At 64.4% G+C, this 15,774-nt stretch carries 13 protein-coding genes; 7 read left to right on the top strand and 6 right to left on the bottom strand.

Annotation, left to right across the window (positions count from 1 at the left end):
- Positions 1–318 precede the first annotated feature (318 nt).
- The 5 genes from UP09_RS24095 to UP09_RS24075 are packed head-to-tail and all read right to left on the bottom strand — an operon-like array spanning position 319 to position 6,101.
- Positions 319–954: a pyridoxamine 5'-phosphate oxidase family protein gene (locus UP09_RS24095; RefSeq protein ID WP_044540793.1), complete on the bottom strand. Its 636-nt coding sequence runs from the start codon at positions 952–954 to the stop codon at positions 319–321.
- A 53-nt stretch (positions 955–1,007) separates the two neighbouring features.
- Positions 1,008–2,696 (bottom strand): dipeptide ABC transporter ATP-binding protein, encoded by a 1,689-nt coding sequence (locus UP09_RS24090; RefSeq protein WP_044540792.1) that lies wholly within the window; start codon positions 2,694–2,696, stop codon positions 1,008–1,010.
- Positions 2,693–3,526, bottom strand: a complete 834-nt coding sequence (locus tag UP09_RS24085) for an ABC transporter permease (RefSeq protein WP_044540791.1) — start codon at positions 3,524–3,526, stop codon at positions 2,693–2,695. Before UP09_RS24085 ends, UP09_RS24090 begins: the two co-directional genes overlap by 4 nt.
- Positions 3,526–4,527: an ABC transporter permease gene (locus UP09_RS24080; protein ID WP_052833193.1), complete on the bottom strand. Its 1,002-nt coding sequence runs from the start codon at positions 4,525–4,527 to the stop codon at positions 3,526–3,528. Before UP09_RS24080 ends, UP09_RS24085 begins: the two co-directional genes overlap by 1 nt.
- The gene (locus UP09_RS24075) at positions 4,524–6,101 is read right to left on the bottom strand and encodes an ABC transporter substrate-binding protein (protein WP_044540790.1); all 1,578 of its coding nucleotides are present in this window, start codon (positions 6,099–6,101) and stop codon (positions 4,524–4,526) included. Before UP09_RS24075 ends, UP09_RS24080 begins: the two co-directional genes overlap by 4 nt.
- 199 nt (positions 6,102–6,300) lie before the next feature.
- Here UP09_RS24075 and UP09_RS24070 point away from each other — a divergent pair, with 199 nt between their 5' ends.
- On the top strand, positions 6,301–7,161 hold the full coding sequence (locus UP09_RS24070) for an AraC family transcriptional regulator (protein ID WP_044540789.1): 861 nt from the start codon (positions 6,301–6,303) through the stop codon (positions 7,159–7,161).
- Positions 7,162–7,417: 256 nt separating this feature from the next.
- Here the strand turns inward: UP09_RS24070 and UP09_RS24065 are convergent, their stop codons facing one another.
- A complete protein-coding gene (locus tag UP09_RS24065) occupies positions 7,418–8,092 on the bottom strand; it encodes a Crp/Fnr family transcriptional regulator (RefSeq protein ID WP_044540788.1) in 675 nt (224 codons plus the stop codon).
- A gap of 228 nt (positions 8,093–8,320) precedes the next feature.
- Between UP09_RS24065 and UP09_RS24055 the strand changes: the two genes are divergently transcribed.
- The 6 genes from UP09_RS24055 to UP09_RS24030 all read left to right on the top strand — a co-directional run bounded on the left by UP09_RS24055 (position 8,321) and on the right by UP09_RS24030 (position 15,612).
- Positions 8,321–10,402, top strand: a complete 2,082-nt coding sequence (locus UP09_RS24055) for an AsmA family protein (RefSeq protein ID WP_044540786.1) — start codon at positions 8,321–8,323, stop codon at positions 10,400–10,402.
- A gap of 134 nt (positions 10,403–10,536) precedes the next feature.
- Positions 10,537–12,969 (top strand): adenylate/guanylate cyclase domain-containing protein, encoded by a 2,433-nt coding sequence (locus tag UP09_RS24050; RefSeq protein WP_044540785.1) that lies wholly within the window; start codon positions 10,537–10,539, stop codon positions 12,967–12,969.
- Between the two features lie 111 nt (positions 12,970–13,080).
- On the top strand, positions 13,081–13,446 hold the full coding sequence (locus UP09_RS24045; RefSeq protein WP_044540784.1) for a hypothetical protein: 366 nt from the start codon (positions 13,081–13,083) through the stop codon (positions 13,444–13,446).
- Positions 13,447–13,656: 210 nt separating this feature from the next.
- Positions 13,657–13,866, top strand: coding sequence for a cold-shock protein (locus UP09_RS24040; RefSeq protein WP_044540783.1), 210 nt, complete (start codon positions 13,657–13,659; stop codon positions 13,864–13,866).
- Between the two features lie 80 nt (positions 13,867–13,946).
- Positions 13,947–14,297: a transcriptional regulator gene (locus UP09_RS24035; protein ID WP_502689074.1), complete on the top strand. Its 351-nt coding sequence runs from the start codon at positions 13,947–13,949 to the stop codon at positions 14,295–14,297.
- A gap of 484 nt (positions 14,298–14,781) precedes the next feature.
- On the top strand, positions 14,782–15,612 hold the full coding sequence (locus UP09_RS24030; protein ID WP_245302172.1) for an efflux RND transporter periplasmic adaptor subunit: 831 nt from the start codon (positions 14,782–14,784) through the stop codon (positions 15,610–15,612).
- The last annotated feature ends 162 nt before the right edge of the window (positions 15,613–15,774 follow it).

Raw genomic sequence — 15,774 nt, 5'->3', positions numbered from 1 at the left:
TCAGGGCGCGAGTGTGGTGCCTCCGCGGGGGTTCACTACCAAAATATCGAAAACAACCCCATGCAAAGTAGCCGGCGGCTGCCGGCGCTCGACACGACAACTTGACATGTCGGGCAACTCAGCGGCATAATTCCACTATTCCGAAGTCGCACAAGCGTCCCTCGGCTTTGACGCAGACGTTTCCACACCGTCATGGCCGGGCTTGTCCCGGCCATCCACGTCTTTCTTTCCTGGAAATCAAGACGTAGATGCCCGGCACAAGGCCGGGCATGACGAGATTGTGGCTTCGGTTCTGATTCAATCAGAACCGAAAAGGCTCTAGTAGAGTCTCGTCCGGTAGGCCTCTTCCATCGTCTTCTCGGCGACCTCGACCTCAACCGCGGCGGTCTGCTCGGCAATGATCCGGCCGAGCGTCGGAAAGCTGTGACGCTCGACCTGGGTGGCGGGATTCCAAAGCTTCGAGCGCATCAGCGCCTTGCCGCAATGGAAATAGGTTTCATCGACATGCACCTTCAGCCCGATGACCGGCGTGACGTTCTGCACCGTCAGCGGCGTCAGCAGGTCCGGCTCCTGCGAGATCTCCGCGCGGCCGTTGATGCGCAGCGTTTCGTTGATGCCGGGCACCAGGAAGATCAGGCCGATTCCGGGCGAGGCCAGGATGTTGCTGAAGGTGTCGACGCGGTTGTTGCCGCGCCGGTCCGGGATCAGCAGCGTCTTGTCGTCGATCACGGCGACGAAGCCTGGCGCATCGCCGCGCGGACTGGCATCGGCGTGGCCCTTGCCATCGCTGGTGGCGATGACCAGGAATGGCGACAGCGCGATGAAGTCGCGGCAGAACTTGTCGATATGATTGAGGACCTTCTTTTCGGCGAGCGGGCTTACTTGCCCGAAATGCGCGCGAAGATCCTCCGGTGACTTGACCGGCGGTTTGTCGCTGGCGACATGTCTGTTCATAGCGAACCTCCCATTCTGTCAGTCTATACCCAAACCGTTAAAATCGGCATCCGTCATGAGATGACCCCGACCGCGGCCTGGGCCTCGGGCGTAACCGCGAAACCCGGCTGATCGAAGAAGCTGCGGCCCGGAATCGCGTCGAGCAGGTCGCGGGTATAGGCCTGGCGCGGCGCGGTGAAGACATCGGCCGTCAAGCCTTCCTCGACGATACGTCCCTTCTGCAGCACGATGACGCGGTCGGCGATCTCGGCGGCGATGCGCAGATCGTGGGTGATGAAGATCATGGCGAGCTGCATCTCCTGGCGCAGCTCGGCGAGCAGCGCCAGCACCTGGGCCTGCACCGAGACATCGAGCGCCGACACCGCCTCGTCGGCGATCAGCACCCGCGGCTTGAGCGCCAGCGCCCGCGCGATGCAGATGCGCTGGCGCTGGCCGCCCGAAAATTCGTGCGGATAACGACCCGCGGCGGCATCAGACAATCCGACCCGCACCAGCAGCTTCTTCGCCAGTTCCATCGCATCAGCGCGCGACGTGCCGTAAGCCATCGGACCGCGCGCGACGGCATCGCCGACCTTCTGGCGGGGATCGAGGCTCGCAAACGGGTCCTGGAACACGATCTGGAGCTGCCGCCGCGCCTGGCGCAGCGCTTCGCCGCGCAACTGCCTGAGGTCCTGATCACCGAACCGGATGGCACCGCTATCAGGCTCGGTAAGCCGCAGGATCATGCGCCCGAGCGTCGATTTGCCGGAGCCGGACTCACCGACGACTGCGAGCGTCTCGCCCTCGTGCAAGGTCAGCGAGATACCGTCAGCAGCGAGGACTTCGCGTGGCGGCTGCAACCAGCCGCGCTTGACCCGGAATGTCTTCTGCAGGCCGACCACCTCCAGCAGCGGTTCGGGACGCACGACCCTGCCATGGATATCCGCAAAGCGCGCCTTCGGCACCGCATCGATCAGTTCGCGCGTGTAGGCCGCTTTGGGATTGCGCAGCACCTCGTCGACCGTCCCCTGCTCGACCACCTTGCCGTGGCGCAGCACCACGACGCGATCGGCGACGTCGGCGACGACGCCAAAATCATGGGTGATCAGCAGCACGCCCATGCCGCGCTCGCGCCGGAGATCATCGATCAGGCGGAGAATCTGACGCTGCGTTGTGACATCGAGTGCCGTTGTCGGCTCGTCGGCGATCAGCAGCGCGGGCCGGTTGGCCATCGCCATCGCAATCATCACGCGCTGGCGTTGGCCGCCTGACAGTTCGAACGGATAGCTCTTCTCCAGCAGCTGCGGGTTGGGCAGACCGACCTGCGTCAGCAGCGTCTGTACCCGCTGCTTCACTTCGGGCCCTGACGGCACAGGGCGCTGGTGGGCCGCGATCATCTCCTCGATCTGCTTGCCGACGCGCTTGAGTGGATTGAGCGAGGACAACGGCTCCTGGAAGATCATCGCGGCGTCCCCGCCGCGCAGGCTCCGCAGCGCGCGCCGGTCGAGCTTTGATGGATCCTGCCCCGCGACCGTCACCACGCCGGACGCGATGCCGACGCCCCTCGGCAGCAGCGACAGCACCGCGTGGGCAATCATCGACTTGCCGGAGCCGGATTCGCCGACCAGACAGACCACCTCATTGGGCCTGATCTCGAACGAGACGTTCTCCACCGCCAGCGCGCGGTCACCGCCCTCAGGCAGCGCGATCGACAGCGCCTCGACCGACAGCACCGGCGCATTGGCTTGCACAGCTTCGCTCATGTCCGGCGCCTCGAGACCCGCGGATTGAGCACGTCGGACAATCCTTCTCCGAACAAATTGATCGCCAGCACGGTGATCAGGATGGCCAGTCCCGGAAACACGCTCATCCACCAGGCGTTCCGGATCACAGTACGCCCCGCGCCGATCATGAAGCCCCATGACATCAGATTGGGATCGCCGAGCCCCATGAAGGACAGCGCGCTTTCCAACAGGATCGCGGTGGCGACCGTCAGCGACGTCACGACCAGGATCGGCGAGATCGCATTCGGCAGGATATGGCCGATCACGATACGCCAGGTGCGCTCGCCCTGGCACAGCGCGGCCTCGACGAATTCGCGGTGCCGCAGCCGCAGGAACTCCGCGCGCGTCAGCCGCGCCAGTGGCGGCCAGCTCACCGCGCCGATCGTCAGGATGATGGTGAGCAGCGACGGATTGAAGGTCGCGACCAGGAGTATCGCCAGAATGAAGGCCGGAATGGTCTGGAACAATTCCGTCATTCGCATCAGCACGAGATCGATCTTGCCGCCGAAATAGCCCGAGATTGCGCCGACGACGACGCCGATCGCCATCGCCGCAAGCGCCGACGCAATGCCGATCAGGAGCGAGACCCGCGCCCCATAGGCCACGCCGGCGGCGACATCGCGGCCGAGCGTATCGCCGCCGAGCCACATGCCGTCCTCGCCGGGCGGCGTGAAGGGAGCACCGACCATCTCCCACGGAGAGACCGGAAACATGGTCGGCGCGAGAATCGCCACGATCAGGACGATCAGCAGCAGGACAAGCCCGATCATTCCGCTCGGATGACGCAGGAAGGCGCGGATCGTATCCATCACGCCGCTCCCGTCGTCATGCGTGGATCGATCAGCCGGTAAACCAGGTCGGTAAGCAGGTTGAGCACGATCACGACGATCGACAGCACCAGGAAGATGCCGAGCAGGACCGGATAGTCGCGCTGCAGCAGGGCCTCAAAGGTGAGGCGGCCGAGGCCGGGCCAGGCAAATACCGTCTCGATCACCACGGCGCCCCCGACCAGCGCGCCGGCTTGCATGCCGGCAACGGTCACGACCGGCACCAGCGCATTGCGCAGCATGTGACCGACCACAATGCGCGACCCGGACAAGCCCTTGGCGCGCGCCGTCTTGATGAAATCCTGCTGGGCGACTTCGATGATCGAGGATCGCATCAGCCGCGCATAGATCGCCAGATAGATCGCCGTCAGCGAGGTGACCGGCATGATCATGTGCATCAAGATGTCGAGCACATGCTGCAACGGCGAGAGCTGGACGTTGATTGTCTCATAGCCGAACGGCGGCAGCCAGCCCAGCGTCACCGAGAAGACGAGGACAAGCATGAGGCCGAGCCAAAATACCGGCGTGGCGTAGAGCACCAGCGAGAGCACGGTAAAGACCGTATCAAGCACGCTGCCGGCCGCGAGGCCGGCCAGCGCGCCGAGCACGATGCCGATCAGCAGGGCAAGACAGAACGCCGTCACCGTCAACAACAGCGTCGCCGGAAGCCGCTCGAGGATGAGATCGACGACGGGGCGGCGCTGTCGATAGGAGTAGCCGAGATCGAGCCGGAGGACGCGGCCGAGCTGGCTCGCGAGCTGCACGAGATACGGCTTGTCGAGCCCATACTCCTTGCGCAGATCGTCCAGCAGCTTCGGATCGGATGCGCCGGATTGCCCGGCCATCACCTGGGCCGGGTCGCCGGGTGCGGCCCGCACCAGCACGAAGTTGAACGTCGCTATGACGAGGATGACGGCGACAAGCTGGGCGATACGGCTGATCGCCATAAGCCCGAACGCCGCGACGCTCCCGAGCCGGGTCACGATTTGTAGACCGACCCGAAGGTTTCGTGCGAGCCGATACCAGTCGTCACGATGTTCTTGAACGCCTTGTCGTAGATGACGGGGTATTCGATCTCGAGCGTCCAGGCCACGGGCACCTCCTCGACCAGGATCTGCTGCACCTTGGTGTAAAGCTCCTGGCGCTTGGCTTCATCGAGCGCCACAGCGGCCTCGTCGAACAGTTTGTCGACCTCAGGATTCGAATAGCCTTGCGTGTTCGAGAACAGGATGCCCTTCTTGATGTTCGACGAAATATAGGTGCGCGCGACGCCGAGCGCGGGATCGCCAAGCTGATAGAGCAGGTTCTGGGTCATCTCGTAGTCCCAGTTGCCGACTTTGTCCGCCCAGCCGGCCATGTCGGTGCCGACAAGGACGAGGTCGATGCCGACGCGCGCAAAACTCTGGCGGAAGAACTCGCCGGCGCGCTGGTAGGACTCGCCGTAGGGCGGCACGACGTAATTGATCTCGGCGCGCTTGCCGTTGGCGTCGGGCTTGAGCCCCATCTCGTCAAGCAGCGCCTTGGCCTTGTCCGTCGAGAATTCGTAGCGCTTCACATTCGCATCGTAGAACCGTGTCTTCGACGAAATCGGGCCGGTCGCAACCTTGGCGTTGCCGAAATAGACGCGCTTGTTGTACGCGTCGCGATCGATCAGGTGCATCACCGCTTGCCGGAACCGCTTGTCGTTCATCGGCGCAATGCGGTTGTTCATCTCGATCCACTGATGCGGGGCGAAGTATTCGTAGCCCTTGGTGGTCACCTCGAGGTTCTTCTGCGTCTTGAACCGCTGCACGTCGTAGAACTCGACGTCGGCCCATTGCGCGAGCTGGACCGTGCCGTTTTCGAGCGCCAGCGCCCGGGAGGCGGCGTCCGGAATCACGCGGTACAGAATTTCATCGAGATAGGGCTGGTCCTTGAGATAGTAGCCCTCGTGCCTGACAAGGTGAACATGCGAGCCGCGCACCCACTCCTTGAGCTTGAACGGACCGGTGCCGATCGCCTGGTCGTTCAGCGGGTTCTTGCGGTAGTCGGTGCCTTCGTAGATGTGCTTGGGCACGATCGGGGCGGACGTGCAATCAAAGCAACCGATGAACGGCGCAAACGGCTGCTTCAGCTTGAACACGACGGTGAGCGGATCGGGCGCTTCGGCCGACGCCACGCGGGAAAAGTTCTGCCGCGCGCGCGGATGGGTTTCCTTCAACAGCGTCATGCAGCTGAACACCACGTCTTCCGACGTCATCGGCTTGCCGTCGTGGAAGGTGATGCCGGGAAACAGCTTGAATGTGTAGGTCAGGCCGTCAGGCGAAACCTCCCAGGATTGCGCCATGCCGGGCATCGGCTTGAGATCGGCGCCATATTTCAAGAGGCTCTCGTAGATCTTGCCGCCGAGCGTGAGTGTCGGCTGCTGCTGGTTCAGCGCAGTCACCAAAACCGGCGGCTCGGGCTGGATGATGGTGTTGAGCGTCCCGCCGCGGGTCTGGCCCGCTGCCCGCGTGATACCGAACGGGATGGCTGCACCCGAGGCCAGCATGGCCATGGTGAATTCGCGTCTGTTCATCGGACCTCTCCGTCGCCGCGCGTCATGCATTCGATTGCGGCGAATGTCGCGGGTGTGCATTGTTGCCAAACGCCGTGGCCCGCGCTACCTGAAAGGGGTCAATCATCATCGCGATCGGGCCATTTGGCCCGGAAGATGCATAGCTCCCTGCGAAAACAAGCACCCTGCGAAAAGGCGATTGATCAGGAGTTCACGACATTTGAAAGTCGCAGCGCGACCAAATGACACCGTCGACTTGCGCGTCAGCCGCAAGCAATCCGGTCCCGTGGCCGCGGCGCATTATGCCGGACAACTGCAACAGGTCGAGCGGCCGGTCGCGGCGATGGCGGCAAGCTATCCGAACGAGAGCATGAGTGCGCGACACGCGCATCGACGCGACCAGTTCATCCTGCAGACGGCAGGCGTCACCTCGATGAAGACCGAACGTGGCCATTTCGTCGTGCCGCCCGGCCACGGCCTCTGGATTCCGGCCGGAATCGTGCACCAGTCGCGGGCATGGGGCGAGGCCGAGATCCAGACCATCTATGTCACGCGAGACCAAGTGAAGAATGCTCCGGCAACATGCCGCCTGATCAGGGTGTCCTCCCTGGTTGAAGCGTTGATGCAGGAGGCGGTGCAGATGCCGACGCGTTACGACCCCGACGGGCGCGACGGTCGGCTTGTCGAATTCCTGCTCGACGAAATCGGCAGAATGCCGGAGGTTTCCCTGCACGTGCGGGTCCCACCTGATCCACGGCTCGCCGCGATCTGCGAGGCGGTGCTGGCCGATCCGAGTTCGGCTCTCACGCTCGACGAATGGGCGGATCGCTGTCACTTCAGCCGGCGCACATTGACACGTTTGTTCCGGCGCGAAACCGGACAAAGCTTTTCGGCATGGCGTCAGCGCGTGCGCCTTCTGGAAGCGTTGGCGCGGCTCGGGGCTGGTGAGGCCGTCACCTGCGTCGCACTTGACGTCGGCTATGACAGCCCGAGCGCTTTCGCCGCGATGTTCAAGCGCGAGCTCGGCACCGCACCGCGACAATATCTGCGCTGGTCCGACCCGGAGATCGTGCAGCGATAGACGTATTCGCCTGACGGCTCATCACGCGCATCTGCAGAAAGCAAAAACCCCTGCGGTCAACGGGAGGACCGCAGAGGTTTGCAGGTGGATGGCGTGAGGCCAGCAAGGCTGGGTGTCACCCCAAGGACCCGCCAAGATCAAAGCGATCGCGGCCGGTTCCCGCAAGCAAGTCTTTTAAGCAATCGGACGCGCGTGCATACGCGTGCGAACTGCGCGAGACGATTCGATCTTCCCGCGCACGTTGCACGCAACGTTTCTAGTCGTTGCGCGCGACCGTCGTCAGCTTGGTGATGTTGTGCAGCAGGATGCGCCCGCGCTGCAGGTCGAGGATGCCGTCCTTGCGCCAGGTCTGGAGCTGACGGTTGACGCTCTCGCGCGCGGCGCCGACGAAGACGCCGAGCTGTTCCTGCGAGATGTGCACCTCGGAACCGTAATCCTCGGCCAGCGCGCACAGCCGCCGCGCCAGCCGCACCGGCAGCGGCTGCAGCACAGATTCTTCCATGCGCTCGCTCTGCCAGCGGATGCGCTGGCACAACAATTCGATCAACCTCACCGCGACCTTCGGCTCTTGCTCGAGGAAGGTGAGGAAATCCTGACGCCGCAGCACGAACAATTCGCTGGCCTCGCCCGCGGTCGCGTCCGCGGTGCGGTCCTGGCCATCGAGCACCGCGACCTCGCCAAACAGATCGCCGGGCCCCATGAAGTTCAGCGTCAGCCGGCTGCCGTCGGAGGCGCCGGTCTCGATGCGGACCTGGCCGCGGCGGACCCCGAACAGCGCGTCACCGGCATCGCCCTTCTGGAACAGCACCTCGCCGTTCGCGAGCTGCTGGGTATGGCAAAGGCCTGACAGCCGCTGCAGTTCGTCCGCGCCGAGATCCGCGAACATCGGGTTCATCTTCAAAATAACCGCAAATTCGACCTGTTTGCTCATTTTATTGCCTTCCAATCGAGTCCGGCGGTCCCGCCAACGCCGGTTAGCAAAGTTCACCCTCATGGAAGTGTGTCACACGTCACATAAGTTCACCGAAGCCGCGGATATTTTTTCATTCCTTGGAGCCAAGCGTTGGAGCGGGGTCCGGTTTTGCGGGATAATCTCGCGCGATCGGCCGGCCCACCACTGAGCCAATCTGACGCCGCTTGCCCGGTCTGGAATGACGACATGAGAGCATTGAAATTTGCCGGGGCCGCCGTCGCCGTCGTGCTCGTGATCGTCGCGCTGCTCGCGGCGATCGGGATCCCGTCCGGTTTCCTGACCTCGGCGATCACAGAGCGGGTCGAGCGCGAGACCGGCTACAAGCTCGCGATCAATGGCGGCGCCAGGATCGGGCTTTGGCCGACCATCACCCTCACGCTGAGCGACGTCGCGCTGCACGATCCCCGGGAACAGGAGATCAACAACCGCTTCACCGCGAGCAGCATCCAGGCCGACATGACGCTGTCGAGCCTGTGGTCGGGCAAGCCTGATATCAGCGACCTCGTCATCGTCCGGCCCGTGGTCAATTTGCCGCTGCAGCGCGAGCGCATCCGCGAGAACAATCCGCCGGCGAAATCCTCAGCTTCCAGAGACGCAAGCGCCGTCACGATCCGCCATGTCAGCGTCACCGGCGGCACCATCGTGTTCTCCAATGTCCGCGATCGGGTCGAGAACCGGATCGAGACGCTCAATGCCGACGTGACGGTCGGCGCCGACCGCAAGATCGTCGTCGCGGGCAATGCGCGCGCCAATGACAGACCGCTGAAATTCGAGATCCGGGCCACCGCGCCTGCGCCGCCGCTGGAGCGGCAGAACGTGCCAACCGAAATCAGCATCGATGCGCCGGGCCTGTTGCCAGGCGCAATCAAGGCCAATGCCGAGGTGCGGCTGAACGGCACCGTCGTGATGTTCAACGGCGTCTCCGGCACGCTTGGCGACGGCGGCTTCACCGGCTGGGCCTCGGTCGACTTCGCCAGCAACAAGCCGCTGGTGAAGCTCGATCTCGACTTCCAGCGGATTACCCTTGCTACGACGGCGAGCCAGCCCGATGCGGCGGCGCAGCCTTCCTGGAGCAACGCCTCGATCGACCTCAACGCGCTGAACTATGTCGACGCGCAGGCGCGCATCTCGGCGGCGGAACTCATGATCGGCGACGGCCGCTTCGCGCCGGCGGCGATCGATGCAACGGTCAACAGCGGCGTGCTGAAGGGCCGGCTCGCCAATCTCGGCGCCTATGAGGGCAACGCCAATGGCGACCTCACGATCGATGCCTCGACCACCAATCCGGCGTACACGCTGCAGCTCGATCTTAACGGCGTGCGCGCGCTGCCGGTGCTCAAGAGTCTCGCCGAGTTCGACAGGCTCGACGGCCGGATGCAGGCGAGGATCAGCCTCCGTTCGCAGGGCAACAGCGAACGCGCCATCGTCGCCAATCTCGGCGGCACCGCGTTTGCGGTGTTCCGGGACGGCAAGATTCTCGGCCTCAACGTCGCGCAGATGATCCGCAACCTCACCGCCGGCACTCTGTCGGGCTGGCAGGAGAGCGAGGCGCAGTCGACCGATCTCAGCCAGCTCTCGGCCTCCTTCAAGATCGACAAGGGCCAGGCCGTCACCACCGATCTCAATCTGGTCGGCCCGCTGGTGAAGATGACCGGGGTCGGCACCATCGATCTCAACACGCGGCAGATCGGGTTCCGCGTCGAGCCGCAGCTCGTGATGACGACCGAAGGCCAGGGCCGCGCCGGCAACCCGGTCGGCTTCGGCATTCCCGTGATGATCGAGGGGCCGTGGGTCGGCCCGCGGATCTATCCTGAAATCCAAGGCATTCTCGACAACCCTGATGCTGCCTATGCCAAGCTCAAGGAGATGGGCAAGGGCCTGTTCGGGCCGAACGGCCAGGGACTTGGCCAGGGTCTCGGCCAGAGCCTCGGCGGCCTGACCAATCTTCTCAATGGCGCGCAGGGCGGCGGGACGCCCGCGCAGCCCGGCAGCAGCGGCCAGGCCACGGGCGGCGCCACCGGCCAGCCCAATTTGCCTGCCGGGCAGCTTGGCGACACCATCGGCGGCTTGCTGCAGCAGGGCCTCTCCACCCTGAACCAGGGCAACGCGGCGCGCGGGAGCCAAGGGTCGGGTCAAGGGTCGAGCCAAGGACGTAGCCTCACCCAGGCCGCGCCACCGGCCCCCGCCAACCCGGCTCCGGCCGATACCGCCGAGCAGCACGACAATCCGGCGATGAACGAAGTGCTGCGGCAGCTCTTCAACCGCTGATAATCCCGGCTTCCCCCGCCAAAATTCGGGGCTAACCATGTGAGCCAGGCCACCGCCCCGGCCCCCCGATCCGTGCTAAACAAGCCTCCATACTGCGGCGCACCCGGTTGATTTGAAGGGGCGGACGAGGCTGGATGAACGAGGTCAAGGACAAGGTCTGGTTCCTGCGCGGGGGCTTGTTTGCCAAATATGTGCTCGCCCTCGTCGGCCTTGTCGTGTTCGTGCTGGCCGTCAACGGCGCGCTCGAAACCTGGATCAGCTATCGCGGCATCAAGAGCACACTGACGGACGCGATGGGCGAGAAGGCGGACGCCACCGCCAAGCGCATCGAGCAATCGATCTCCGATCTCGATCGCCAGATCTCCTGGGCGACGCGGGCCTATTCGAACACGCTGGCGCTGCGCCGCGCCGATTACACCCAGCTGCTCGCCCAGGTGCCGGCCGTGAGCCAGCTCACCTACATCAACGGCCAGGGCCGCGAGGAGCTGCGGCTGTCGCGCCAGACCGTCACGTTGAACTCCAACGCCGACTTCTCCCGCGACCTGCGCTTCACCGACACGCTCAGCCTCGGCACCGCCTACGCGCCGGCCTATTTCCGCGACGAGCGGCCGTATATGTCGATCGGCGAGCAGCATTCCGGCTTCAATGCCGGCGTCACAATGGCCGAGATCGACCTGCGCTTCCTGAATGATTTCCTCGGCGATTCCCAGGTCGGCCGTTTCGCCTTCGCCTATGTCGTCGATCCCAAGGGCCACGTGCTGGCGAGCTCGTCGAAGGGGCCGGACCTCGGCAGGGATCTCTCCGCCCTGCCGCAGGTCGCGGCTATGCTTGGATCCGAAAGCGCAACTGTCGCCTCCGGCACCGACAGCGACGGCAACGCCGTGCTGACCACCGCGCGCGCGATGCCCAAGCTCGGCTGGTTCGTGTTCTTCGAGCAGCCGACCGCGCAGGCGCTGGCGCCGATCCGCGACCAGCTGGTGCGCATCGCGCTTCTGATCGCGCTCGGCCTTGTGGTCGCGATCATCGCCGGCACGATCCTGGCGCGGCGCATGCTGGTGCCGATCACGGCGCTGCGCACCGGCGCGCGACGATTGGGGGCGGGCGATTTCGGCCACCGCATCGAGGTCAAGACCGCGGACGAATTGGAGGAACTCGCCGGCCAGTTCAACAGCATGGCCGGGCAGCTTGCCGAGACCTATTCCGACCTCGAATGGAAGGTGAAGGAGCGCACGCGCGATCTGGCGCAATCGATCAACGAGCTGAAGGTGCTGGAGGAGGTCGGCCGCGCGGTGTCGTCCTCGCTCGATCTCAACGCCGTGCTGCCGACGGTGGCCGCCCGCGCGCTCGAGATCACCCATGCCGACGCCGTGCTGATCTATGGCTACGATGCAGCAAGCCGCAGCTTCAACCTGACGGAATCGATCGGCATCGACAAGCAGGCCGAAGGCAGCCATCGCGCGATCGCGGAAGTCGGCAGCCCGCTGGCCGAGGCCGCCGCGAAGGGCGAGCCGCTGACATTCCCCGATCTGACTGAGATCCCCGACAATCCGCTGCGCGACGTCGTGGTCGGCGCCGGCTTCCACTCGGTGCTGGTGGTGCCGCTGGTCGACCAGCAGGGCGTGCTCGGCTCGCTGGTGGTGCTGCGCAAGGCGACCGGCGACTTCCCGACCAATCTGATCGGCTTGATGAAGACGTTTGCGCACCAATCGGTGCTGGCGATGCGCAATGCGCGGCTCTTCACCGAAGTGGACCACAAGAGTCACGCGCTGGAGCAAGCGCATGGCACGGTGCGCGAGCAGGCCGACAAGCTCCAGCAGCAGACTGAAGAGCTGAAGGACTGGAACAAGTCGCTGGAGGAGCGGGTCGAGACCCAGCTCGGCGAGATCGAGCGCATCCGCAGGCTCGAACGCTTCCTGGCGCCGCAGGTGGCGCAACTGATCGCCTCCTCCGACAGCCCCGAGGGCCTGCTCGCCAGCCACCGCCGCGAAGTGACGGTCGTGTTCTGCGATCTGCGCGGCTTCACCGCGTTCACCGAAGCGACCGAGCCGGAAGAGGCGATGAACGTGCTGCGCGAATATCATGCCGCGCTCGGCAAGCTGATCTTCAAATATGAGGGCACGCTCGACAAATATGCCGGCGACGGCGTGATGATCCTGTTCAACGCGCCGATCCAGCTCGACGACCACACTGCGCGCGCGGTGAAGATGGCGGTCGAGATGCGCGACACCATCGGCCCCTTGACCGAACGCTGGCGCAACCGCGGCCACACACTCGGCTTCGGCATCGGCATCGCGGTCGGCTATGCCACGCTCGGCCAGGTCGGCTTCGAGCAGCGGCTGGAATATGCCGCGATCGGCAGCGTCACCAACCTCGCCTCCCGGCTATGCGGCGAGGCCAAGGCCAACCAGATCGTGGTCAGCCGCCGCGTCTTCGGCATGGTCGAGCCTTACGTCGAGGGCTGCGCGATCGACGATCTGGTGCTGAAGGGATTCAATCATCCGATCCTCGCCGCCGAGATCCTGCGCTGGAAGGACGAGCCCGCTGCGGAAGCGACTGCTGCGGAGTGAGCCGCCGTCCGGGTGCCGTTTCGTTTCCAATCCATCTCCAATTGTGAGCCGTTTAACAAAACAACCCGAGAGTGCCTGATAGTATCTCCGCATCTTCAACGGAGGCGACCAATGGCATTTGTGCGCAACGGCATCACGTTCATGACCGCAGCTGAAGCCCGCGACCCCAACAACGCTGCCGCCAAGGCGTTGAGCGGGGTCAATCTCGGCGACGTTCGGTTTCCCTACGGCTTCTTCGTCCGCGACGACAAGGGCAAGAAATACGTCGAGCCGGCAACCTGGGCGGACAAGCTCAGGATCCTGCGCATGGCATTCCCGGATTTTCCCGACAATCCGTCGTCCGGCCGCAGGTGCGAGGGTAACGACGACGGCATGGAGTGCATCGGCAGCTGCGAGGGGGCCCCGGAGGTCCAATGCTGGAAGACGAGCTTTCCTGATGAGGGTTTCTTCGGCTGCGCCTGCGTCCAGGCTGACTGACGAGACGTACAGGCGACGGGCCGGCGGCGGGTTCCCGCCCCGGCCCGTACCTTGTCTTCTCGGGGAAAGTGTGTATATTGCGGTCATTCGATTAGCCGTTGCGCCTTGTTGAATGGTCCAAGCGGCCCTTTTCCAAAGAACATCGTCAGTTGAATTGGTGATGCGCAGATTTGCGCGATGATGCGCGTATGCGCTTTTGGAGAAGAGAAGATGCCTACAGGTACTGTGAAGTGGTTCAACGGCCAGAAGGGCTTTGGTTTCATCCAGCCCAACGACGGCGGTAGCGATGTGTTCGTTCATATCAGCGCTGTCGAGCGTGCCGGTCTTTCCGGCCTGGCCGAAGGCCAGAAGGTCTCGTTCGAACTGAAGACCGACAAGATGCGTGGCAAGACCAGCGCCGAGAATCTCTCGCTGGCCTAAGTCCTAGCCTGAGCATGTCTGACGCGCTCGTCGCGGCAGAACATGCTCGAGCCCGAGCGTCATTCCACGGATGTACTGGAATGACCACGCGGCCCGCTCGATCGAAGGATTGGGCGGGCTTTGGCGCGTCGGTTTGTAGCCTTGATCGCAGACTGCCCAACAACAGGATGACCATGGCCACCAGGAAGCAAGCCGACCCCTCGCCCGAGAGCCTCGCCCGATCGCACCGCCAGCGGCTTGCAGCCGAGGAAGGCGTACGCGCGATCGCCGACGTCGAGCGCCAGGCCACCGCCGTGCGCAAGAACATGGACCGGCTGCGCGCGCTCCGCCAGGCCAAAGAGGCCGACGACGCCCGCGAACTCGCGGAAAACCCGCCCCCGCCCCCCAAGCCGAAGGCCGCCAAGCGCGTGAAGAAGACGGCCGCGGAGTAGCGCTGTACTTTCTCACCGTCATTGCGAGCCAACGGGTCGCGCGAATGCGCGCCCGATGACAGGCTCCGCGAAGCAATCCATTGCGCCGCAGCGGAAGCATGGATTGCTTCGTCGCTCACGCTCCTCGCAATGACGGGGCTTCGTCCGGATTCACCGTTCAAACAGCCGAGTGGAGATGTGCATTCGCAATCTCGCGACGCGATGCGTCCGAGTTGCGCGAACCGATCCACCTTTGAAAATACTCAGAGGGCGCATTCTTGCCCATTGTGACCCAGCGCACGGTTGCGCGGCGGGCGTTCATCCTTGATGGCGCAGAGGCTTGGCGCCTAGCTCCGAAGGCGGACATCTGGTATTCAGTAAGGAAGAATATTTGATGGGCTTCTTCACGCGAACCGGCATTCACTTCGCTCGAAAGCGCTACGTTTTTAGGAATGAAACGCCGATGATGTCACGTCTTGCGTGCGCGTCCGCCCTGGTTGCTTCGATGATGATTTCGCTCGCCGCGCTTGCTGCCGGCGAGCCCGAAGCCACCCCCAAAGGCGCCGCCGTCACCGTCCTCAAAGCCTCGAAATTCTGCTTCAGCAATATCGTCGAGGTGTCCGGCCTGGTGCTGCCGCGCGACGAGCAGCAGGTTCGGCCGGAAAAGTTCGGGCTGAAGGTGGCGGAGGTGCTGGCCGATCCCGGCGATAGCGTCACCGCGGGGCAGATGCTGGCGCGGCTGAACGACGGCAACAATTCGATCAATGTGACGGCGCCGGTGGCGGGCACGATCTCGGCCTCGACGGCGATCGTCGGCTCGCCGGCCTCGGCCAAGGGCGAGGCGCTGTTCTCGATCATCACCAAGAGCGAATATGATCTGGTCGGCATGGTGCCGATGCGCGACATCGGAAAACTGCAGGCCAACCAGACCGCGCAGATCAAGATCTCGGGCGCGGGCGATGTCGACGGGCGGGTGCGGCGGATCGCGCCGACGGTGGAGCCGAACAGCCAGCTCGGCCAGGTGTTCCTGGCGATCGCGAGCAACCGGCGCCTGCTGGTGAATTCGTCGGGCCGCGCGCTGATCAAGACCGGGCAGAGCTGCGGCGTCGCGGTGCCGCTGACCGCGATCCTCTATTCCACCGCCGGCACCGTGGTGCAGGTGGTGCGCCGCGACCGCGTCGAGACGCGGCGGGTCGAGACCGGGCTGATGGCGGCCGGCCAGGTCGAGATCCGCGAGGGCATCCAGGAGGGCGAGATCGTGGTCGCCCGCGCCGGCGCGCTGCTGCGCGAAGGCGATCCGGTGCGGCCGGTGGGGGGAAGCGCGGAGGGGAAGTAGTTCTACCCTTACCTCGCCCCGCTTGCGGGGAGAGGTCGGATTGCATCGCAAGATGCAATCCGGGTGAGGGGGTACGGCTCCATCGGTAGATCGCTATCGCGGAGGGAGGCCCCTCACCCCAACCCTCTCCCCGCAAGAGCGGGGCGAGGGAGCGCAGTGGCG

The sequence above is a fragment of the Bradyrhizobium sp. LTSP885 genome (genome assembly GCF_000938305.1).
Taxonomy (GTDB): Bacteria; Pseudomonadota; Alphaproteobacteria; order Rhizobiales; family Xanthobacteraceae; genus Bradyrhizobium.
Note: the sequence above shows the minus strand (reverse complement) of the source record. Positions and strands in the feature narration are given on the sequence as shown.

Coding starts and splice junctions, on each gene's coding strand:
- UP09_RS24030 (WP_245302172.1), top strand. CDS start 14,782: ATGATGATTTCGCTCGCCGCGCTTGCTGCCGGCGAGCCCGAAGCCACC.
- UP09_RS24040 (WP_044540783.1), top strand. CDS start 13,657: ATGCCTACAGGTACTGTGAAGTGGTTCAACGGCCAGAAGGGCTTTGGT.
- UP09_RS24065 (WP_044540788.1), bottom strand. CDS start 8,092: ATGAGCAAACAGGTCGAATTTGCGGTTATTTTGAAGATGAACCCGATG.
- UP09_RS24055 (WP_044540786.1), top strand. CDS start 8,321: ATGAGAGCATTGAAATTTGCCGGGGCCGCCGTCGCCGTCGTGCTCGTG.
- UP09_RS24045 (WP_044540784.1), top strand. CDS start 13,081: ATGGCATTTGTGCGCAACGGCATCACGTTCATGACCGCAGCTGAAGCC.
- UP09_RS24050 (WP_044540785.1), top strand. CDS start 10,537: ATGAACGAGGTCAAGGACAAGGTCTGGTTCCTGCGCGGGGGCTTGTTT.
- UP09_RS24085 (WP_044540791.1), bottom strand. CDS start 3,526: ATGGATACGATCCGCGCCTTCCTGCGTCATCCGAGCGGAATGATCGGG.
- UP09_RS24090 (WP_044540792.1), bottom strand. CDS start 2,696: ATGAGCGAAGCTGTGCAAGCCAATGCGCCGGTGCTGTCGGTCGAGGCG.
- UP09_RS24035 (WP_502689074.1), top strand. CDS start 13,947: ATGACCACGCGGCCCGCTCGATCGAAGGATTGGGCGGGCTTTGGCGCG.
- UP09_RS24075 (WP_044540790.1), bottom strand. CDS start 6,101: ATGAACAGACGCGAATTCACCATGGCCATGCTGGCCTCGGGTGCAGCC.
- UP09_RS24095 (WP_044540793.1), bottom strand. CDS start 954: ATGAACAGACATGTCGCCAGCGACAAACCGCCGGTCAAGTCACCGGAG.